24 protein-coding genes are annotated in these 20,830 nt (G+C 61.4%); 11 read left to right on the forward strand and 13 right to left on the reverse strand.

The genetic code is table 11. The features are described 5' to 3' along the window. Nucleotides 1-980 precede the first annotated feature (980 nt). Entirely contained in the window at nt 981-1,214 is a 234-nt protein-coding gene (locus VMH22_05515) for a KTSC domain-containing protein (GenBank protein HTW91149.1), read from the forward strand. Nucleotides 1,215-1,522: 308 nt separating this feature from the next. On the opposite strand, the gene VMH22_05520 is transcribed toward VMH22_05515, so the two are convergent. Next, nucleotides 1,523-2,131, reverse strand: coding sequence for a helix-turn-helix transcriptional regulator (locus tag VMH22_05520; protein ID HTW91150.1), 609 nt, complete (start codon nt 2,129-2,131; stop codon nt 1,523-1,525). Nucleotides 2,132-2,870: 739 nt separating this feature from the next. Between VMH22_05520 and VMH22_05525 the strand changes: the two genes are divergently transcribed. The 7 genes from VMH22_05525 to VMH22_05555 all read left to right on the forward strand — a co-directional run bounded on the left by VMH22_05525 (nt 2,871) and on the right by VMH22_05555 (nt 6,873). Then, nucleotides 2,871-3,428, forward strand: coding sequence for a hypothetical protein (locus tag VMH22_05525; protein ID HTW91151.1), 558 nt, complete (start codon nt 2,871-2,873; stop codon nt 3,426-3,428). A gap of 150 nt (nt 3,429-3,578) precedes the next feature. Continuing rightward, nucleotides 3,579-3,809, forward strand: a complete 231-nt coding sequence (locus tag VMH22_05530) for a hypothetical protein (protein HTW91152.1) — start codon at nt 3,579-3,581, stop codon at nt 3,807-3,809. Nucleotides 3,810-3,919: 110 nt separating this feature from the next. After that, complete coding sequence (locus tag VMH22_05535) at nt 3,920-4,108, forward strand: hypothetical protein (GenBank protein ID HTW91153.1); 189 nt, start codon at nt 3,920-3,922, stop codon at nt 4,106-4,108. 33 nt (nt 4,109-4,141) lie between these two features. Further along, nucleotides 4,142-4,981 carry a hypothetical protein gene (locus VMH22_05540; GenBank protein HTW91154.1) on the forward strand — a complete coding sequence of 280 codons (840 nt, stop codon included), beginning with the start codon at nt 4,142-4,144 and terminating at the stop codon, nt 4,979-4,981. 3 nt (nt 4,982-4,984) lie between these two features. After that, on the forward strand, nt 4,985-5,353 hold the full coding sequence (locus tag VMH22_05545) for a hypothetical protein (protein HTW91155.1): 369 nt from the start codon (nt 4,985-4,987) through the stop codon (nt 5,351-5,353). A gap of 281 nt (nt 5,354-5,634) precedes the next feature. Beyond that, nucleotides 5,635-5,823 carry a hypothetical protein gene (locus VMH22_05550; GenBank protein ID HTW91156.1) on the forward strand — a complete coding sequence of 63 codons (189 nt, stop codon included), beginning with the start codon at nt 5,635-5,637 and terminating at the stop codon, nt 5,821-5,823. A 345-nt stretch (nt 5,824-6,168) separates the two neighbouring features. Further along, a complete protein-coding gene (locus VMH22_05555) occupies nt 6,169-6,873 on the forward strand; it encodes an SIMPL domain-containing protein (GenBank protein ID HTW91157.1) in 705 nt (234 codons plus the stop codon). Between the two features lie 76 nt (nt 6,874-6,949). On the opposite strand, the gene VMH22_05560 is transcribed toward VMH22_05555, so the two are convergent. From VMH22_05560 to VMH22_05585, 6 genes are all read right to left on the reverse strand, one after another. Next, nucleotides 6,950-7,312 carry a hypothetical protein gene (locus VMH22_05560; GenBank protein ID HTW91158.1) on the reverse strand — a complete coding sequence of 121 codons (363 nt, stop codon included), beginning with the start codon at nt 7,310-7,312 and terminating at the stop codon, nt 6,950-6,952. Continuing rightward, a complete protein-coding gene (locus VMH22_05565) occupies nt 7,309-7,569 on the reverse strand; it encodes a hypothetical protein (GenBank protein HTW91159.1) in 261 nt (86 codons plus the stop codon). Before VMH22_05565 ends, VMH22_05560 begins: the two co-directional genes overlap by 4 nt. Continuing rightward, complete coding sequence (locus tag VMH22_05570) at nt 7,566-7,754, reverse strand: hypothetical protein (protein HTW91160.1); 189 nt, start codon at nt 7,752-7,754, stop codon at nt 7,566-7,568. The genes VMH22_05565 and VMH22_05570 overlap by 4 nt, the downstream gene beginning before the upstream one ends. 89 nt (nt 7,755-7,843) lie before the next feature. Beyond that, nucleotides 7,844-8,752 (reverse strand): DUF4097 family beta strand repeat-containing protein, encoded by a 909-nt coding sequence (locus tag VMH22_05575; GenBank protein HTW91161.1) that lies wholly within the window; start codon nt 8,750-8,752, stop codon nt 7,844-7,846. 29 nt (nt 8,753-8,781) lie between these two features. Further along, a complete protein-coding gene (locus VMH22_05580; protein ID HTW91162.1) occupies nt 8,782-9,168 on the reverse strand; it encodes a DUF2089 domain-containing protein in 387 nt (128 codons plus the stop codon). A 10-nt stretch (nt 9,169-9,178) separates the two neighbouring features. Continuing rightward, nucleotides 9,179-9,406 carry a hypothetical protein gene (locus VMH22_05585; GenBank protein HTW91163.1) on the reverse strand — a complete coding sequence of 76 codons (228 nt, stop codon included), beginning with the start codon at nt 9,404-9,406 and terminating at the stop codon, nt 9,179-9,181. Nucleotides 9,407-9,854: 448 nt separating this feature from the next. Here VMH22_05585 and VMH22_05590 point away from each other — a divergent pair, with 448 nt between their 5' ends. After that, nucleotides 9,855-10,868, forward strand: coding sequence for a VCBS repeat-containing protein (locus VMH22_05590; GenBank protein ID HTW91164.1), 1,014 nt, complete (start codon nt 9,855-9,857; stop codon nt 10,866-10,868). Between the two features lie 158 nt (nt 10,869-11,026). Next, nucleotides 11,027-11,458, forward strand: coding sequence for a UPF0158 family protein (locus VMH22_05595; protein HTW91165.1), 432 nt, complete (start codon nt 11,027-11,029; stop codon nt 11,456-11,458). Between the two features lie 98 nt (nt 11,459-11,556). Here the strand turns inward: VMH22_05595 and VMH22_05600 are convergent, their stop codons facing one another. The 5 genes from VMH22_05600 to VMH22_05620 form a co-directional block, all read right to left on the reverse strand. Continuing rightward, nucleotides 11,557-13,554, reverse strand: coding sequence for a M1 family aminopeptidase (locus tag VMH22_05600; protein HTW91166.1), 1,998 nt, complete (start codon nt 13,552-13,554; stop codon nt 11,557-11,559). Between the two features lie 51 nt (nt 13,555-13,605). Continuing rightward, the gene (locus VMH22_05605; GenBank protein ID HTW91167.1) at nt 13,606-14,529 is read right to left on the reverse strand and encodes a glycyl-radical enzyme activating protein; all 924 of its coding nucleotides are present in this window, start codon (nt 14,527-14,529) and stop codon (nt 13,606-13,608) included. Nucleotides 14,530-14,593: 64 nt separating this feature from the next. Next, nucleotides 14,594-17,098, reverse strand: coding sequence for a pyruvate formate lyase family protein (locus VMH22_05610; protein HTW91168.1), 2,505 nt, complete (start codon nt 17,096-17,098; stop codon nt 14,594-14,596). A 369-nt stretch (nt 17,099-17,467) separates the two neighbouring features. Further along, nucleotides 17,468-18,067 carry a DUF308 domain-containing protein gene (locus VMH22_05615; GenBank protein HTW91169.1) on the reverse strand — a complete coding sequence of 200 codons (600 nt, stop codon included), beginning with the start codon at nt 18,065-18,067 and terminating at the stop codon, nt 17,468-17,470. Between the two features lie 260 nt (nt 18,068-18,327). Continuing rightward, nucleotides 18,328-18,861: an epoxyqueuosine reductase QueH gene (locus VMH22_05620; protein ID HTW91170.1), complete on the reverse strand. Its 534-nt coding sequence runs from the start codon at nt 18,859-18,861 to the stop codon at nt 18,328-18,330. Nucleotides 18,862-19,114: 253 nt separating this feature from the next. On the opposite strand from VMH22_05620, the gene VMH22_05625 reads away from it, so the two are divergent. Continuing rightward, a complete protein-coding gene (locus VMH22_05625; protein HTW91171.1) occupies nt 19,115-19,789 on the forward strand; it encodes a GNAT family N-acetyltransferase in 675 nt (224 codons plus the stop codon). A 102-nt stretch (nt 19,790-19,891) separates the two neighbouring features. Here the strand turns inward: VMH22_05625 and VMH22_05630 are convergent, their stop codons facing one another. Next, complete coding sequence (locus VMH22_05630) at nt 19,892-20,827, reverse strand: thiamine pyrophosphate-dependent enzyme (GenBank protein HTW91172.1); 936 nt, start codon at nt 20,825-20,827, stop codon at nt 19,892-19,894. Between the last annotated feature and the right edge of the window lie 3 nt (nt 20,828-20,830).

Raw genomic sequence — 20,830 nt, forward strand, 5'->3', positions numbered from 1 at the left:
GGGGTTGAGCTCGGCGCTCCCCGTCGGACGGCGCCGGGGTTCTGACTACTTTGGATCTGCGTAATCTGCTGAATCTGTGGATGTCCTGTCCGGGCCATCTGCGTCATCTGCGACATCTGCGGTTACTTCGGGTTCGGATTCCGGGCTCCTCTCGGAGCAAGGCAAAACGCAAACGCCCGGCCTTGGCCGCCGGGAATTCGATTCCTAGGCTGATTTCCGCGCCCCACAGTGTTGTCATCTGCGACCCAAAGCACAGTTGGCTGAAATCGTTGACAGTGTACAGCCAAGAATGGGTTCGAGTCAAGCCAGTAAGTGTAACATTCCATGCAACAAACATGCCTAACGACGCCAAGGAAGAATGGGTCACGGTTGTGTAACATGCCTGAAGAAAGTGCTGAGACTGTAACGTCTGCTGTGACAGTCTGACAGTATCATCTGGTGCTGGCAAGCTACCCTGTGCCAGCCTTTGTAGAGGCGTTCGCTGCGTGAGAAAAGCGCACCCAGGCTGGACATCATCTTCTCGGGCACGTCAGTTGCATATCAGTACGCGGATGGAGCGGAACGCTACGAGTGGAAGAGGGCATCCGGGTACGCGGCTGACAGTTTCCAACTGCCGGCGCACAGCAAATACACAAAGTTCGTCTGCGAACCCGGGCTCTTCGAAAGCTGCCGGGGTGGCACCGCGCCCGCCATCCCGGCAGCCAGACGACAGGAGACCGGCATGAAAACCAGTCCTGGGACGGAATAAAGGAGAGAGAAATGTCAAGACTTGCAGAACGATACAGGTACAGCCCGTTTTCCGCGGAAGACCATCACCCGCGGTCGACGGACACGGCTCTACGCTCTGGGGGGCGGCTATCCGATGACAAAAACCGTGGTCGGGCTGATGGCTCTCAAGGCCGGCAGGTTGACGCCGGCGCTGGCGCCTCGGATGGCTGGATGGCAGAACGGCATGACTGGCTGGTGCCGATGGAGCTGCCGTGAGCCTGAACCGGCAGTCGGAGACGAGGCAGAGCGTGGCTGAGGGTTGCCTGTGCTCTGTCGCCTACCACCCGAAGTCAAAGATCCTCATTCTTGAGTTCCCGCGCGATGGCGCCTACCTCTATCACAATGTGCCGGTGAGCGCCTACGAGAAGCTAAGTCGCTCCCCGGTAGTACGCGCGTCTTTCGTCAGAGGCAGTCGCCATCGTTACTCGGTAGTCTCCACAGCGTGATCTCAAAGGAACAAAGCAGAGATGATACTCTGCGCTGAGCGCTTCGACCGAGAGCTCTCCCGACCGTCGCCAGATCTCGGCTGCTCCTCTGGTCAACTCTGGATTCCGGACTCTGGATTCTGGAATCTGAATTGTCCGGTTCCTGGTATCCGTCCCCGGGCACTGCCCGCAAACCGACACGGCCGACGCCCGACCAAACGTACCAGGACTACAACAGCGACTGCGCATGGTTCGCAGCCGATGAATTAGCTTCCGATCGCCCCATGAGGAGGCAGGCACCAAGGCCTCCAGCCTGCCTCCTACCATTCTTAGAACCCGACTTCAACAATCCGAGATAGTCGGCCACGCACTGTCGGACAGGGACTGCGGAGGCCAATGACGATTGAAGTCCGCACTGTCCGACAGGGGCGCCGTGGCCAATACCGAATGAGTCCGGTCGTCATAGGGACTTTCAAGCTTGAGTCGTCATCCGGACTTCGAGCTTCGAGTTTCTCGTCAACTCTGGATCCTGAATTCTGGATTACTCGGTTCCTGAATCTGCGGTTCACGTCGGCTCCCAGCCTCCGGTTCCCAGTCCCTGGTCTGGTCAATTCTGGATTCTTTTCTCTGGTTTCTGGATTCTGAATTATCCGCTTCCTGCAGCTTGGGCTTGAGCTTGTGCCCACGGTTGGCTGCGAGGTGTAGGCGTTGAGCAGGTCGGTGATGTCGTTGAACGAAGCCTTGCAGGCCCGCAGATAATCGGCCACGAAACCGAGAGAAGGGTAGGGGGCTTTGCCGAGTTCGACCTTGCCGATGAGCTGATGGTTGCCTTTCCCTTGCCTGCCCATGAGTACGGCCAGTTCCTGCTGGGTCATGCCTCCGCGCAACCTCAGCCCCATCTCGGGCGTGAATCTGAACATCTCTTTCGACTGGCTCATGTTGTCCGCATGATACGAATAAGACTCATGCGGGTCAATGGCACGAACAGGGGATAAGAGGCCGAATCAGCAGAGGTTGAGGTCGCTGCGCAGGTCACGGTGGGGGTCACCCGGGGAACGGTTCAGGAGGTGGTTCCCAAAGTCGCCGGGAAAGGGACTCCGAGGGCGATTCGGACGGGGATTCTCGGGGCAACTCGCACGACGACTTGCAGGGCCTCTCGGACGGCGACCTGGAACGCGACTGACAGTGCCACTCCGACCGCGATTTCCACCGCTACCTGCCGCGCTACTCTCAAGGTGACTCTCAGCGCGACTCGCAGGATGACTTGCAGGGTAACATGGCAGGTGATTCTGGCGGTAGTCCGTAGGGCCGCTGTCACGACATAATCCGCTACTCCCCACTCCCTACTCCCGACTCTCGACTCCCTGATCATCTGATACATTCGTCGATAACCGGCGCGAAAAGTCACACGAAGAGTTACTAATAGCGGCGGTCCTGCCGGCCACAAACCATGGTCCCGGGCCTGTGCGGCAGGTTCTTCTGCCATAAACAAAGAGCGCGGGGCCCACTGAAAGCCCCGCGCCCACTGGTGGCCCTGTTTCTACTCGCCTTCCCTGGGAGTATGGGTCTCTTTCCTCAGCAGTCGATGTGCACCAGTCGTGCCAGGATCCAAAGCGTTGAACTCGGCACGAAGCCTGCATGGTATGTCGGAGATTTGGATGCGCAAAAGGAGAAGTCTTGTTCGAAATCGTGAAACGTGATGGTCGTCGCGAGACGTACGACCAGGCCAAACTCGCGCGATCACTGACGCGGGCCGGCGTGCCTGCGTACATGATCTCCGGAATCGTGGACAGCGTCGCCCCGGTCCCAGACCAGGATACCGGCTCGCTGCGCGCGAATATCGAGGCCGAACTCGAAAACTGGCATCCGGCTGCCGCCCGACGCTATGCAACTACCCGAAGTCTCCTCGTTCGCGCTTCCGAGCAGGCAGGCTACGGATGGGTGTGTCTGCATCCGGAAACCGTGAGCCGGCTCGGGCTGAGACCCGGCCACACGGTATGGCTGGGGCATGAGGGAACGTCGGCATCGCTCAGCGTTGAAAGCCACGAAGACGTAGAACGCGGACAGGCCTGGCTCAATCCCCGGGAAATGGCCGCAATGGGAGCCAGGCCGGGGATCAAGCTCGCAGCATCGAGTACCTACCACGAGACATCGCCGATCGAGAGACATCAAGCCACTACCCGTGCAGCCGCGACGGCGGCCAGGTCGCTGAATGGAATGGCAGGCCATAGATGAGGCTCGGATTTGACGCACAGACTCGGACGGGGTGCGGACTAGAACCATCGACATCTGCACATGCAAGCGACATAAGGCTTCCGCGCCCCAAGGCAGGAAGGCCGGCCCAGCGCCTCGGGTCGGCCTCCTGCCTGACAATTGGCCGGGCCTTTGCCCGGTAGGCTGCAAGAGGAGATAATCACCGTGAATCGACAGCAGGCCGAAGAACACTTCCATCGAGACATCACCTACCCGATCACGGCCGAAGGCATCTGCGAACTGTGTGATAACATGATCCGCTTCACGGCCGAGGACCGGGAATGGATAAGCAAGCACATCCCGCCAGGAGTCTATGAGACCCCGGAACAGGCGATTCGTGCAGTAGAGTGGAGCCGTAATTGAGTCGCCTGAACATCAACCCGAGAAAGAGAGCCTGCCTGACCGGCCCTGCCGATTGGCGAGGTCGCTGTCGGCGGCGCCATGAGTTGTCTCATGCCGGGGACGGATGAGAAATGACCAGAGAAAGAGCCCGCCCTCCGGCGGCAGTCACCGTGTTGGAGGCAGCCAGCCTGGTGATTGATGGTTTCCAGCCGGTCCGGAGTCGCTGGACGTGGCAACCGCTTCTGCCCGAATTGTGGCTGCGCGAGCAGGAGCGGCATCACTTCCGAGAGACGACCTTCGACCTGAAGAAGAAGGTCTGACGTGTCCGGGGACTGCGTACCAAAGGAGATACCATGATTAACGCAAAACCGATGGTGATAGGAGTGATCGCGCTGGCGTTGCTGGCTTGGACCGGCGCACTGCACGCCGAGGAGGCTACAGCGCCGGCTGACAACAACGTCGATACCGAAGCCGGGAACGTCGGCGGAATGTGTGGCGGTATTGCCGTGGAGGACACCGGAGCGGTGGTCAACTCGGTTACCGGCTGGGTCGTGGACGCGAGTTGCTGGCTGGGACTGGGCGCCCGCGGGGAGAAACATCAGCAGTGCGCAGTGGCCTGTGCCAACATGGGCACGCCCCTTGTTATCCTGACCGACCGCGGCACGGTCATCTACCCGGTGATGCTGACTGCGCCCGCCAGCCCGAAGGAGAATAACGCGAAGCTGATCCCGTTCGCCGAACAGCGTGTCACGGTCACCGGCAGGGTCATAAAACGTGGACAGGAACGTGGCATCGTTATTGACACCGTTGCCACGGCTCCGGAGCCGGAAAAGCCCGTGTCGTTCGCGGGCCGGGAAACCGCAAACGTCCAGCTCGTAGCCCGGGTTTCGGACCTGAGTTGCTGGATTGGAAAGGGCGAACATGGCACGAACCATGCCGAGTGCGCGCAGGCGTGCGCCCAAGCCGGCGAACCGCTTGTCCTGGTCAACGATTCCGGCTATATCTACTATCCGGTCACTCAGACGATGCCGTCGGGTCCGGCCGACAACGCCCGTCTCATGAACTACTGTGAACAAGAGGTACAGGTTACAGGCAAGATCATCCAACGTGGCCGCGAACGGGCTGTTGTTATTGACAAGGTGGCGGCGTACGCACCGATGCCAAAGCCGGGCAGCACCGGTTCGGGGAAGTGAGAGATGTCCGGAGCTCCCGCCCGGACCATATTTCTCGCTGCCGCACTCCTACTGCTATTTGTTGGTATCGCGAAGGCTACGCCGCCCGACCGCATCCGGCTCGCATACAGCGACTCAACCGGAATGCTCGCAATCGCGGTTCACCACCCGACGTTCTACCCCGCAGCACACCACATAGCCAAGGTCGCGGTGATGTTGAATGACTCAGTGATCTTGGTGCGGCAGTTCTCCCGCCAGACGAACAGCCAGGAACTGGACATGAAGTGCCCCGTCCCGGGTGCGAAACCAGGCGACCACCTCAGCGTGACTGCGACCTGCAACTTACTCGGCAAGCGGACTGAGACGCTCACCCTGCCGGCCGGCAGCCCGTGACTGACGCGGGCAATGCCGGCCGGCAAGCCGGAACGAACTACCGAGTTCTACAAGTAGGCGTTCGGCTGGACCGTCAGGAAATGGGATGGGCCCAGGACTACTGGCTCGTCAGCACCGGCAAGCCGGGCGCGCCCGGCATCGGTGGAGACACAAATGACAGGAGTCTTCCGCGCCGCTTGGCTGGAAGGCCGGCCCAGCGCCTCGGGCGGCCTCCTGCCGATTGGACCATTCGCAGCCGGCGGTTGGCCGCCGGACCATGAGGCACGGAGGAGGCGATCGCAGTGGACCGAAAGAATGCAGACGAGCACATCCGCAACCATGTCAAGTACCCTGCGACCGCCGAAGACATCAAACAGGCCTGCAACCGGATGTCGGACTTCTCGACCGAGGACGGGCACTGGATGAACGGACACCTGCCGGACGGCAGGTACGAAACGCCGGAAGCTGTAGTCCGCGCGTTCGGTTGGTAGTGGCGGTGCAGCGTGAAACCAGCGGGAAGCAGGGATCCGGCTCGGCTCCTGTCTTCCCGTCTGGCGTCCGGGCACCAGCATCGTTGACAGACCATCGCTCGGAGCCGGGCTGGCGAATGAGCCATCGCCCGATCCTCCGAAACGGCCGCGACGAGAAGCGCAGCCGCCGGCTGGCAATCGGAAAGATGCGGTCAGCGACACAAGACCGACGGCAATCGCAGAAATCGTGCCGGCGTCGCCAGACGGGCAACCAATTCCGATTCCCCAGATTGTCGATTGCAGATCAGCCGCGTCTCCTCCGCGCTGAGGCCCTTTACAATGTCGCGGCTGCGGCTATATTGTCGCATGCGAACAGTCGTCGCCGCTATTCTCGGACTGAGTTTCGTGGCCGGAGCCGCAGTATTTGGGAACTTCTTCTATCGCGCGCGGGCTCAGGACAACACCATCCGCGTGGTTGGCGCGGCCACCAAGCGGTACGATTCGGACATCGTGAAGTGGCGGGTGTCGGTCGGCCGGAACACCGGGTTGGGAGACGCGAGCGCGGGCTATCCCGACACCAGGAAGGCATTCAAGGCGCTGATGGCGGCGTTGAAAGCAGCCGGCATCGGCGACTCCGAGATATCGGTGCAGCCCATCAATCGGACCCCCGTCACCGACAACAACGGCAATAGCACCGGGTACAGCTTCAGCCAGAGCGTGTATGTGATATCGAAGGACATTGCCACGGTCGAGAAGCTCGCGCTCAATCCCGACGAGATGTTCCTGCGGGGCGTAGCGCTCCAGTCGTCCGCGCTGGAGTACTACTTCTCCAGGCTGCCCGACATCAAGAAAGAACTGCTGGCCGAGGCCGCGCGTGACGCGAGACAGCGGGCAGTAGAAATCGCGAAGAACTCCGGGGCCGGCATCGGCGCCATGCGCTCGGCCAGGGCCGGCGTTTTCCAGATCACCGAACCTTATTCGACCGAGGTCTCCGACTACGGCATCTACAACACCTCGACCCGCCAGAAGGACGTGACCGTCACGGTCACGACCGAGTTCGGCGTTCGGTAAGAAGCCGGAGCCTGCCTGAAAACAGATGGGCGGCAGTGCCGCCCATCGTCGCTATTGTTCGGGTCGGAGCCGTCAGCTATTCGAGCCAGATTTCGACGTGGTTGCCGTGCTCGTCTTCGTCCACGTCGACGATCTTGCCGGTGATGCCCTTTTCCAGCGCGTCCGTGATCATCCTCAAATCGATTTCCTGCTCTTCGATCTTGGCCCTGGCCTCGCTCGGGATGAAGTTCATTCCCCACTTCACGAGGCCGATGGGCAGGGTTACGTTGACCTTGGCCCGGTCCGAGCCCCGTGGGAAAACCCGGACCTTGAGGAACCGGTTGCGCTGGCCTCCACCGCTGTCGCCGCGTTTGATGGCATCGAGCAGTTTCGCCGCCTCTTCGGCCGTTATCTTCTTTTCTTCGAGCAGCTTCAGGACCCGGTCCTGTTCGTCGCTCATCGGTTCCTCTTGATTTCGTCAACCGCCTTGTCCACGTCGATCTTGCCCGATTCAAGTTCTGTGATGACGTCCGAGGCGCTCTTGCGGTGCCAGCGCCGGTGTCGCTGTATCCGGCGAACGATGACGTAGATGCCGAACCCCACTATCAGGAGCGGCCAGTTGCGGCTGAAGGCGATGTAGGGAACGCCGAGCGCGGAAAGCCATATCCACAGCCCGACGACCACCAGCACTGCGCCCCACCAGATGGTTCGCTTCATCCTCGCCTCCCGCGCCGGATGATCCATGAGACGCCTTCGCCCACGGTGAGCAAACCGATGATGATGATGATAACCGGCCAGTCGCGACTGAACACGATGCCCGACGTAATCTTGCCGAGCTTGGCCAGCCATATCCAAAACCCGATTGCCATGATTATCAGTCCCCAGATGATCGTCCGTATCATGCGTTCCTCCTGTGTCCATTGGTCCTGCCCTCTACCTTCTCACTTCTCAGGTCTCTCGTCTTGCATCCAGCCCCTGCGCGCTTCACGTCCTACTTCTCCTCCGCCCGACCTATCTCGATGTCGCCGATCTTGGTGGTGACCTTCAAGGTCCTGCTGCCCGCGCCGAGCTTGAGCTTCATGTACTCGTCGTGCTCTTCCAGCACTTCGTGCGGAAGGTCGTCGTCCACGTGAATGTCGCCGTCTTCCTCGGTCGCGAGCTCAAGCACGAGGTCCGCATCCTCGGGCAGATCCACGGTGACATCACCACTCACCGACTCCAGGCTGCCTGAAATCGGGCCGGTGGCGCCGAGTTCAATGTCTCCGGACCGGGTTTCGACCTCGACGCTACCGCTGACGCCGTCGAGGTCCACGTCGCCGGAGACCGTCTTCACCTGGATACCTCCGGTCGATTGGTCGATGTCCACGTCACCGGAAACCGTCCTCACCTCGATGCGCGCGCTGCCGTCGTTCACCGACACGTCGCCGGACACGACTTCAAGCTCCAGCCGGCCGTCAGCCGGCACGGTCGCGGAAACGTCGCCGGCCATGGTCCGGACGACCACCTGGTCGCCGCTCGTGCGCACCTTGACCATTCCGCCGGTGTAGCTGACCGCCACCTTGTCCTCGTCGCCGCGGGCCACGTCGAGGTCGCCGCTCACGCTCTTCACGAGCAGGTGGCGTTTGCCCGGGAAGTCGGTGCTTCGTTCCTCTCCCGGCTCGAACCCCGACTTCATTGCGGACGCGACCGCGGTGGCCACGATGTCGGGAATCCGCCCGAAGTCCCGGTGCCCGCCGCGCACGCGGAAGTGCCGCTCCACTCCGAACGGACCGTGCGGTCCTCGGCTGAACTCAGGCCCGGCGCTCTGCGACCCCAGCGCCTCGATCAGGCGCGTGGCCTGGTCCGCGGTAATCTTGCCGTCTTCCAGCAGTTTCAGAATCCTGTCTCTCTCATCACTCATGTTCGTCCTCTGTCTTTCGTCCTCATTTCTCAGTCCTCAGTCTTCATTCCTTCGCCTCCGCGCAGCATCTTCTCCGCCTCTTCCGGCGTAATCTCGCCGCGTTCGAGCATCTCGATGACCTGCGCGTTGTCGGCCTTGCCCACGCTCTCGGAGAACCCGAGCGCGGACAGGACCGCGTCCAGGCGTGACCGCACCGTCGGATACGAGATGCCCAGTTCCTTTTCCACGTCGCGGATGACCCCGCGGTTTTTCACAAAGACCAGCAGGAACTGGTACAGGTCGTCGGGCAGGCGGCAGAGGTCGGGCACTCGAAACCGGCCCCGCACTGATGTCCCGCACGACTCGCAGGTCAACTCCGATACAGCCATGTCCGATTCGCAGACCGGACATCGGGAAACTAGTCCTTTTCGTGCCATCGTCTCACTCCTAGTCAATGTTCGCGCCGGAATTGTTCATCGCGACGCTCCGATTCCGATATGCCCGCACTTCCACAGTGGGCATCACCAACCTCGGCATCTCGGCCCTGACCACGACCTCGGGCATCATGCCCTGTTCCCTTGCGGCAGCCCGGGCATTCGCAACAGCCCGAGTCACGCCGGCCAGTAAGGCCACGAACAGCGTCGCAGCTATCACCACGGACAGCACCTTCATCATCGAATACTCCTTGTTGCTCGGTCTTTGTTGTGCCGGTCCTCGCAGGCATGGTCCAGTCGCAGCCGTTAGGAAGGTTTCGGCTTTCGTCATCCGGCTTTTGCTCATGCCTGTAATCATAGCCCTTTGACGCTGAAAGTCAATGAAAAGTTGCAGATAATATTAACTTTCTTAATGTCAACATTAACTTTAGTGAGTACTGGCCCAGCATGGATTGATTTAAGTAGCCAGTTCTTGAGTAGTTGTGCTTGCTTCCCCGGCTGGGTGCTTGACGCATCCCGAGCCTGGCCCATGGATCCATTTCCGGTGCCTTCTCCGCATGCAAAGGCGGTCGGTCCACATGGGGGGGCGAATTTGACACTGCCGGCCCTAATCGGTATCCTAGATTATTCGCGCACTCCTTCTTGGTCTTCTGCTCGTAGGGTTTGCCGCCGCCCAATCCCCTATTGTATTGGGTCGATGTCCGCTTGAGAACGCGATTGCCATCAGCGCCGGTCGATTCACAAGAGGCGACTCCGACGATGTCCTAGTCGTTCAGGACCTTGGCCGGTTGGAGCTGTCGCGCGGACCCGGACGGGCAAAGACGGTTCTGGACCTGCGCCGGCTGGCCCTGCTCCGGTTAGGCGGAACGAGCTTCAGAACCGTGTGGCAGAGCGACCCGTTCAACTGCACCAGCTCCTCGGCTTCCGAGATAGCTGGCACGTCCTGGACCGCAGGAGACATCGACGGCGACGGCCTGAGCGAGCTGCTTCTCTTCACCGCTGATTCGTGCACGGTTCTCCGCTTCGGAAACGACACAGCCACAGCGACTGTCTACGGCATGGGCGGCGCGTGGGTCGAGGCGGGAGCAGTCTGCGACGTGAACGGCGACAGCCTGCCCGAGGTAGCAACCATGGAGTTGTCGCGGCAGGATACTGCCAAGACGAAGCGGTTGCTCCGGTTGTATCGGATGACCGGAACCGGGCTTGTGTCATGCGGACCGTGCTCTGTCAGCGTCAACCCGGGAGCCGACGTTCGCATGGAGTTACTGGGCTCGGCCAGGCTCGCGGACTACCCGGGAGAACTCCCGGTCGTCGCCAGCATCTACCCGACTCTCAGACCGAGTGCATACAAGGCCCTGTACTGGCCCAGGCAGGACTCGCTCTTTCTCACCGACAATCCGTTCCCCTGGCAGGAGTGGTTCTCAAAGACCCGCGTCCTGCCGGCCGGCGAACTCACGCTCTTCAATGTCGGCGACACGCTGGTCGGGTACGGCTATTTTGTGCCTGGTGCGCGGCCATCCGGCCCGTCGCAGAGCTTCGCCGCGCTGGATGACGGCGAGTGGCGGCTGTTGCCGCTGCAGGACGACGCGAGGTACGTCTCAGGTCCGGTCTGCCGGTTCACGCGAAACGGCGTTCCCGGCTGGCTCGAACTGCGCGACAACCTGTTCTACTTCTATCCGGGCGAGATCTTCCGCTGGCGCTAGGCGCGGCGGCAGCGCCGCGAGTGACCAGTTACCAGTTGCCAGTTTGCAGTAGAGGAAGGGAACCGGAATCTGCGCCATCTGCGTAATCTGCGGTTGGTCATCGCCTCAGCCGCACTTCGTGTCGATTGACTGGCAGGACGGCGGGAATAGAATAGCGCGTGCGTGTACTCCGAGTTTCGACCCGGGACCTCCTGTTCGCAATGGAGAATCGCGTACCGGGCACGACTCACTACCTGAACACCGAAACCGGCGAGGTAATTCCCGCGTTCGGATTCAACCGCGACCAGATTCTGGCTGAAATCCGGCAGTCCCCAAAACGCTACCTGCGTCTGGCTCCACAGGCCGGCCGCTTCGGCTACGACTCCATGGTCGAGTTTGCTCGTACGGTCAGTCGGCTGGAACTCCGTGCCGAACTTGAGGCCGCGCTTGACGGCCCCGGTGTGTACCGCCGGTTTCGTACCGTGCTCAAGAACGAGCCACGCGAACTCCATCGCTGGCACCAGTTCCAAGGTGAGAGAGTTGCGGGCAGGCTGCGTAAGCGGCTCGAAGCCGAAGGCATCGCCATCGAGCTCATCTCCGACAACGAGTAACTACAGGAAAAGGGACAGAGGGACCAAGGGATAGAGAGTGCAAGTCCGGGCACTCGCTCCCTCTATCCCTCGATCCCGTTCCAGACTCTAGCCTGCTATCAGCCGGCCAGCACCAACCGCACGGTCCGGCTTTCGCTGCCCGTGCTCAGGCGGCAGAAGTAGGCGCCGGCAGGGACGGTATGACCGTCGCTCGCTCTCCGGTCCCAGGTTGCCGAGTAGCGTCCAGCCGATCTCTGACCTTCAAACAGGGTCCTGGTGAGTCGACCGCTGCCGTCGTAGATGTCTATGCGCACCGGCGCAGCAGACCCGAGATCGTAGGCCAGCCGCACCGGTCCCACTGACGGATTCGACCCGGTCAGGCGCAGTGCAGTGCGGTACGGTACGGACGGCCCCTGCGCAATCCCGACGTGTGTGCTGCTCTGGCAGAGAATCCAGTCGTTCGGGTTGAACGTGACGCTGGTCGGCTGCCCACCGACCGCGAATACGTTCTGTTGTGGGCTGGTCGTCACGTCATAGCGGAATGTGGCGCTGTCGCCCGACCAGTTCACCTTCACCTCCACCGGCATGTGGAATACTGCCGGCGCTCCGCTGCTGTTGTTCTGCGTGAGCTGGAGCACTACCTCCCAGCCGCCGCCGTTCTGGCGTCCCTCCCATCCGAGGGAGTAGATGGGGTAGCCCATGTCATAGATCCATTCATTGAAGAACCAGCTCAGGTTCAGACCGGTCATGTGTTCGTGGACGCGCTCGTAGTCAGCGGTGCTGGCGTTGCCATAAGCGAAGCTGTCGCCGTATGCCCGCATGGACCTGAAGAAAATGCCTGGCTGGGACCAGATTGTGTCTCCCTCAACATACCGCAGCATGTGCTGCACCCAGGCGGCCTTGTCGTAGGTGTGACCCACGTCGAAGACATGGTCCGGATACGGCGGGTTGTACACGGGGCGCGGACCAGCGTCCTCTTCGGAGAAGTACTCCTGGGCCTCGTTGTCGATGCTGCTGTAGAACGCGGACAACCCGGAGGAATGCCACGTATACAGGTCGGCCGAATTGGTGGCGAACCCTTCATTGAGCCAGATGTTCCGCCAGTCAAGACAGGTGACGTGGTCTCCCCACCATTGGTGAGACATCTCGTGGCTGATGCCGTTGTCGTCGCCGTAGAGAACCCACTGCCTGTGAACCATTGTCATGGTCTGGTTCTCCATCCCGCCCCACTGGAATGGGTAAGCCTCGACCATCCCGTATTTCTCGAAGGGATAGGGGCCGTAGCGCGACGAGTCCTCGAAGAAGGTTATCATGTCAACGGTATGCGCGTACGCATTGACCGCAGAAGCCGAATCCTCGGGCCAGTTGAAGTGCTGCATGTAGAGCGATTCACCCGGACTCGTCGGGAACCACTGCTTGAAGCTGGTCCAGCGTGAGGCGGCGAACGTCATCAGGTACGTTGATATCGGGTAATGCTCAGTCCACCAGCACGTCCTCAGGCCGCCCGAAGTCGTGACGCTGTCCCGGATACCGTTGGAGCAGGCGCTCATCGAATCAGGAGTGGTGACGTTGATCTGGCAGCCGCGCTCGGCCTTGTCCCACGGCTCATCAAAGCACGGTATCCAGTACCGTGCGTCGGAGGGCTCAGTCGTCGAGTAACAGATGGCGTGCGGGATGCCTGAAGAACCCTTCGCATACCAGTAGAACCCTTGATAAAAGCTGCCGGAGTTCCGATGGTAGTAGATATCGACAGTCAGCGATTCACCATTGGAAAACGAGCGGTCAAGAGTGATGTGCAACAAGCCGGCGGGGGTCGTAAACGTACAGGTATTGCCGGCTCGACGCACCGAGTCGCAGACCAGGCTGTCCATGTGCAGGCTGAACGTGTCGAAGTTGTCGTGGCGCGGCGTCAGGTCGATACGCGCGCGCGCAGTCATCGCTCCGGACGTCATCGGCAGTTTGACGTCCGCACGGTAGAATCGAACGTCGAAGTCGTGGGTCGAGTCGCCCGGCATGAGCGGCGGATACGGCGCGGTCACGTACTTGCCCTCGTGGAACGTCTGGGCGACGGCCGCCAGGACAAAAAGGGTAATACCGACAAGGACCAGCTTCTTCATATTATCTCCTTAGGGTTTGCGCAGAGAGTCTAGTCAGGCTGCCAGCGGGGGTCAACCAACAGCGCACTCGATGCCGCGACCGGCAAACTCAGACCGTATGGTTTCCAGTTCTTCAGGAAAAGGCAAGCGGACGTGTTCCATCCGGTACTCGCGGTCCAGCTCCTCGTACTTCGCCGCGCCGAAGGCATGGTAGGGAAGCAGCCGCGCCGCGCAGATGCCCAGTTCCCGGCACAGGCCCGCCACAGCGGCAGGCTCTTCGTCGGCGGTATTGACCCCGGGCACAACCGGATAGCTCACAATGACATTCACCCTGGTCCGGGCCAAGCGCCGAAGGTTGCTTAGGATCAACCGGTTGTCGCGGCCGGTGAGTTGCCGATGGAGGTCGGCCGACACACACTTCAGGTCGTAGTAGACGAAATCCAGCCGCTCGACCGTACTTTCCAGACGGCTCCAGTCCCACAGGCCGCAGGTTTCGACCCCGACTTTCAGGCCGGCTCGCTCACACTGGTCAAGAAACACATTGACGAAGTCCGGCTGGGCCAGCGGTTCGCCGCCGGACAGGGTTACACCGCCTCCCGAGTTGCGAAAGAACCGGATCTGACTGGACACCCGTTCACACAGGGCCTTGGGCGACCAACGCTCGCCTGCGACCCTGATGGCCTGCGCAGCGCAGGCTCGGACGCAGTCCCGCGTCTCGCACGAAGCGCACGCCTCACGACGGAACCGGGGATAGCCGTCGGGGCCCACGGCAATTGCCTGCTGCGGACAGCTCGCGATGCACGTTCCGCAATGGCGGCACCGGCTCCGGACGTGAAGCACTTCTGCGTGCGGCGACTGGCCCTCGGGGTTCGCGCACCACTGACAACGCAAGGGACAGCCCTTGAGGAAGACAGTTGTCCGGATCCCTGGACCGTCGTGGACCGAATACTCCTGGATGTTGAAGACTAGACCAGTGGAGAGGATTCTAGGATTCAAGGGGTCCAGGATTCCAGTGTCCTGCACTAGTATCCTCGAATCCTTGATTCCTGGAATCCCCCTCTCACAGTCCGTGCTCTGTGCGCGCGATGATCTGGTCCTGAATCGACCGGCTGAGTTCGACAAAGAAAGCGCTGAACCCGGCGACCCGCACGATCAGATCGCGGTAATTCTGCGGGTTGACCTGAGCATCGCGGAGCATCCTCGTATCGACGACGTTGAACTGGAGTTGGAAGCCCGTTGATTCAAAGTAAGTGCGTATCAGGGCAATGAGCTTGCGCGCGCCGTCGCTGCCGCGCAGGGCTGAAGGGTGGAGTTTGAGATTGTGCAGGCCACCCCTTATACGCGTGTGGTCCACCTTGCCGGCGGAGAGCAGAACCGAGAGTGGCCCTTTGGTATCAGTACCGGGCTGAGGCGAGGTGACGCCGTCGCACAGTGATTCGCCGGCGTACCTGCCGTCCGGCGTCGCCAGGCAGGCCTTGCCAAAGGGTGTGTGAGTACTGATCGCCAGCATCGAAGGATCGTAGGGCTTGCCCAAGTAGTTCGTCTGCCGGGATACGAAGTCACAGTATGTTTCGAAAAGGTCGAGGTAGATGGCATCGGCCCGGTCGTCGTTGTTACCCCACTTGGGGGCGGCAATTGCCCGGCGGTGCAAGTCTTCATGCCCATCCCAGTTGGCGCTGCAGGCCTTGCGCAACTCATCGAGTGTGCATGTCCGTTCTTCATCCACTAGTTGCCTCACGGCGCTCAGGGCATTGACAACGTTGACCAGACCGGAGCTCAGCGTAGTCGGCGTGCCGTTCTGGACTGCGCCGCCGTCGTCGAGCGAAAGACCTCGCTCTACGCAGTCACGCACCAGCACCGAAGAGTAGATGAGATTGCAGGTCTCACGGTGCGCGGCCATGGCGTAGTTCCAGTAGCGCTGCCAGTTGCGGATGGCGCGCTCCAGGTGGAAGCGGTAGGCCGCGACCAGCTCGGCATAGGTTCCGGGCACCGGGCTGGAATCAAACTGAATCCCGGTGCGTGGGTCGACGCCGCCATACAGGGCGAGTTCGAACAACTTCATGTGGTTGATAAAGCCAGCCTGGACGACACCGTAGCTCATACCCTCGAGGGTTGGTTCGGTGCAGCCGCCCATGGCCGCGTACTTGCGGATGGTCGAAAGCGGCAAACCGGTCTTCTGCAGTTCGTGCTGAAGGTAGACTTTCAGGTTGAACCAGGCCGGGAAACCGCAGCCCGTCTTGACGCACTCCACTGCCTTGAGCAGAAACGCCTCGCTCAGGGCATCGTCGTACCAGATCGACAACGTCGGTTGGGTCGTCTGGCAGTTAATGGCAGCCTGCAGCACGAGCCGCGATAGCTCGTTATCCCCGGGGCGGCCGTGCTCATCGGTGCCACCCAGTATCATATTCTGGTACAGGTTGCCCGAGCCCAGACCTTCCCAGGAGAAGGAAGCGACGTACTCGATCTCGGTCATCTTGACGCGCAGGGCCTCGAGCAGTTCCAGCACCTCGGCATCGGTAATCCGACCGGCCGCGCGGTCCCGCTGGTAGTAAGGATACATGTAGCGGTCGAACCGGCCCGGGCTGTACCCGAGCTGAGCCCCTTCGATATGACCGGCCAGATACGTGAACCAGAATGCCTGCATCGCCTCGCGGAAGTCGCGGGGCGGCTCGGCGGGCACGCGCTCGCACCGCTCCGCGATATCGAGCAGCTCCTTGCGCCGGGCATCGTCGATCTCGGCCGCGGCCAGCTCGCGAGCCTTGGCGGCGTACTTCGCGGCCCAGCGTACCGTGGCTTCCAGCACCCGGATGCCGGCGCGCCAGAAGAAGACCTTTTCGGCGGAGCGGTAGTCGGCCACCTCCGCCTGCCGGATCTTCTCCCGCAGCCGCTTGATGACACCGTTGAACCCCTGCGCCAGCGCGGTCTCGAAGTCGAGCACGTACCGGCCCTCAGGCGCGGGGTCATGCGGCGCGGTGTAGAGAATCGCACGCCAGCCATTCTCGATGTAGGCTGCGGCCTCAAATGTCCTCTTCCAGAGGTCGTCGCCTACGTCCTGCATGCATTTGCCCGCCCAGTACTCGGCGCTTTCCCTGAGCCAGCGCTTGTCCTCGCGGGACAAGAGGAACTTCCCGGAGAAGAACTCGTACTCGCCGCTTGCGGCCATTTCGCGCGTCCGGGCAATACCCCCTCCGGTACCGAGGTCAGTTACCTTATCCTGGGCCTCATGCTCTTCGTTGCGGAACTCACGCAGTATGTATTGAGATGCGTAGTGGCAGTAGGGTATCGCGCCCCGCACATACCGGGTCTTGCTGCCCACGAAAGGTTCGAAGGAACGGATGACCGGCGTGAGGTTCTCGAGCGCGTAGGCATGGCACTCGGCGCGACGCTCGAGTACGTTTCGGCCGTCGGTACGCCGGTGGGCCTCGGTGTACAGCCGCATGTACTCGGCGTCAACCACGAGCGGCTCGGCCAGGTAGCGCTCGCGCATAGCTTCTGCCCGGGGGCTCGATGGTGAGCCCGCGACTTCGCGTGGTTCGAAATCCGTTGCTAACCGACTTGTGTTCATCTAGTTCCTCCGTTTGGCGGCCGCGGACCAATCACCTTAGAACATCTCCATTCCACCGCCCTCACACTACCGTGCAACGGCGGATTCCCGCGACATCACAACTAACCGCCGGGCTGGGTGCCTGAAAGACACCAAGTGACCAGGAGGAGGCATCGAGCTGGCTGTCGTCAAGCCACCTGTCGCGGACATGGCTGCGCGTACCCATCCGGTGGAACGAGGACACGGACGAATCCGGACTGCCCGTGCCCGATGCAATCCACCTGAAGATGACGCCCGCCTGTTGCTTGGGTAGTGTCTGCCCGGATAAACATCTGCGGGTCAGACTACAGATTATCGAGCACCGCACCAAGATGTCAATCGGAGCAGTGGCTATGCCGGAGGCAGCGACGCCATGCGCGCCCGGAACGCCAGAATCCCGACAACCACACCGCAGAAGACGCCGTATGCCGCGATCACACGAGCAAGCGCCAGCGTACCGCTGCCCGACAGCGCAATGACCAGGCCCGCGAACACGAAGGACGCAATGCCGCCAAGGACAAGCAGCCACTCGCCGCCCAGTTTCTTCCGCAGGTAGTATGCCGTCATGATGTCCGCAACTCCCGTGACCGTCATCCAGCCTGCCACATAGAAGAGATGCTCCAGCAAGGCTGCGGGCGGTGAGAAGAACATCAGCAGTCCGGCCCCCGCACTAGCGAGTCCCCGCACAAGCAGCACCCACCAATATGGACGTCCCGGAATCTCCCCGGCGACTATTCCGACTCCGAGGATCCCGTCCACGAGGGCGTACGCACTAAAGGGCTGCTGAAGCCTCACCAGCATCACGACTATGATGCCGAACGCAATCGTGATGACACCCCGCACCAACAGCACCCACCAGTTGCGGCAGAGAATGTAAGCCAGTTGCAGGCCGGAGAGGCTCCTGCCTGTCCTGCGGTTTGCAGCGGTGGGCGGGGTCGGCGGAGACGGCACTACACCCGAAGAATCAGGTTCCAAGTTGGCCTATTTCAGTCGCTCGCGTTCAGAAGCAGCCGCGCGACAGTCCGGCTTGATGCCGCTATCGAAACGAGCCAGAGGACGCTTACGGAGAGATAACGAGGTAGCTCCCATGTATGTCAGGATAGGCCGCGATTAGGGCGGAGTCAAGCACGAGAGCATGATCGGGTGCCTGGTCAGAAGGGAATGGGAAACAAGGTTGACGGTCAACATCGGTCTCAATCGGGACCGCAGAGTCAGTGGTGCGAAAACTCGCAGCCGCAGTAGTTCTGCCGGTACAGTCCGAGGTCGCGCGACAACTCGATGCTGTGCTTGAACCCGTCGTGTTTCTTCCAGTCCTCTTCGACGAAGACCAGACCGTGGCGGGCAGCCGCCTCGCGCGCGATAGGATGGATAGCGGCAGCCTTCTTCATCGGTGCGATGGTGAGTGTTGTGGCAAGATGCGTGCAGCCGTTCTCGGCGGCCCGGCGTGCGGCCTCATCAAGCCTCAGCCGGTAACAGGCCAGACACCGGCTCCCTCCTTCCGGCTCTCGTTCGAGCCCGCGTCCGACCTCGATGAATCGCTCGTGGTCGTACGGCCCCACGTCAACGAGGACACGCCACAGCGCGGAGATGCGTTGGACCTCCATCAGTCGCTTGTGGTATTCTTCCTCAGGGTGGATGTTCGGGTTGTAGAAGAACCCGACGACCTCGTAGTCCGCCTGCAGTCGACGGATTACCTCGGTCGAGCATGGCCCGCAGCAGATGTGGAGCAGCAGCTTGGGCTTCATTGAATCAGACTAGGGACACGCCGGTCACAAGTCAAGGCAAAGGAGGAGGCTGAATGACGAAGGAAGAGGCATGGGGATCTGGTTGCGTCATTCTGAATTCTGGTATCTGACTTCTGCATTCTGATTTGTTCGAGTCCGACTGCGGGGCCTTGACCTCGGCGTTTCCCATCCTATCTTTTCCCCCATGCCCCTATGCCGTGATCTCGACCTCGTTCGGCGATTTGCTGCCCGACACCTCCCGGCGTCTAGTTCCATGTTTCATCTCGTCAATGACACTTTCGGCTCCTCGCTGCGCTGGGTCAGGACCGATGACCTGCACGACCCGCACGCAATCCTCTGCCGCACGCGAAGGCTGACGCTCTTCGCCGACTCCGGGCCGGCAGCGCTCCGTGTCCTCGCCGAGGTACCGCGCAATCTGCGCCTGAGGTTCGGCGCAACGCCGACCCGCTTCTGTCGACTGATACGCACCCACTGGCGCGGGCCGGATGCCGGCCGTCGTCTTTGGTACAACCACTGCTACCAGTACGCTCTCAAACCCGGCAGACTCGTTATCGACAAGACGCATCGCGTCAGCCGGCTGCGACCGCCGGATGCGCAGTTGATTGCCCGGGCATGGCCCTACGGCCGAAGTGCCGAACACATTCTCTCGCGCATCCGGAAAGGACCGGGCTACTGCATCCGCCGCAAGGGGCAACCGGTCGCCTGGGGCTTGATGCACGACGACGGCTCCATGGGTTTTCTCCACGTGGTCGAGCAATACCGCCACCATGGCATGGCGAGGACACTGACGACTGCGCTCGCCCGAAACCTGCTGCGGCGTGGCATCCAGCCGTTCATGTACATCGTCACCACCAACCGACCATCGCTCCGTCTGACCGCCAGCATGGGCTTCTCTCGCGCCGGCCGGTTCTCCTGGTTCGGGACCTGACGAGGACGGTCGTAAGGACCCGGGACCCGGTCAACATTTCCCATGACGGCTGCGGGCCGGCATTTGCCGGCCCGCTTGAGCTTGTGCTTGAGCTTGCGCTGCTCAGGACTGCCCGAACGCCTCTTGCCGCTTATGCAGCAATGCCCACTGCGCGTCAATCTGGCGCTGGGCCTCGGCGATGATCGCCTTGCCGTTCTCGCCCTTGAACAGGTGGCTGAACCTGCCCTGCGGCTTCATGAACTCCTCGACCGGCTTCTTCTCCTTCGGCTCGTAGGTGATCTTGTACTTGCCGTTGTCGCACTCGTAGATGGGCCAGAAGCAGGTGTCGGCCGCGAGCTTGGACATCTCGATTGTCAAACTGCCGGGATGCTGCCAGCCGAGCGGGCAGGGCACGAGCACGTTGATGAAGCTCGGCCCGTCCGCGGCCAGCGCCTTGCCGACCTTGGTGACAAGGTCGTTCCAGAGCGCGATGGTGGCCTGGGCCGCGTACGCCGCATTGTGGGCAATCATGATTTCCATGATGTCCTTCCGCGGCATCGTCTTGCCCGGTATCGCCGTGCCCGCCGGCGAAGTTGTCGTGTGCGCGCCAAAAGGCGTGGCCGAGCTGCGCTGGATACCGGTGTTCATGTAACCTTCGTTGTCGGTGCAGACGTAGAGGAACTTGTGCCTGCGCTCGAACGCGCCGGAGATAGCCTGGAACCCGATGTCGTAGGTCCCGCCGTCGCCGCCGAACGCGATGAACTTCAGGTCGTCCTTGATGTTGCCCATCTTCTTGTGGAAGTTGTAGGCCGCGATGACGCCGGACGCGGTCGAAGCCGCGGTCTCGAACGCGGTGTGGATCATCGGTATCTGCCACGCCGATTGCGGATAGATGGACGAAAAGATCTCGGTGCAGCCGGTCGGCATGATCCCGACGACGGGCTGGGGCGCGGCCAAGAGTATCTGCCGCACCGCCAAAGCCTCGCCGCAACCGGCGCAGGCGCGATGTCCGCTTGAGAAGAGCTCGGGGTTCTGACAGAGGTCCTTTAGTCGTGCCATGGC

Source organism: bacterium (assembly GCA_035505375.1).
Lineage (GTDB): Bacteria > Hydrothermota > Tepidihabitantia > Tepidihabitantales > Tepidihabitantaceae > UBA2258.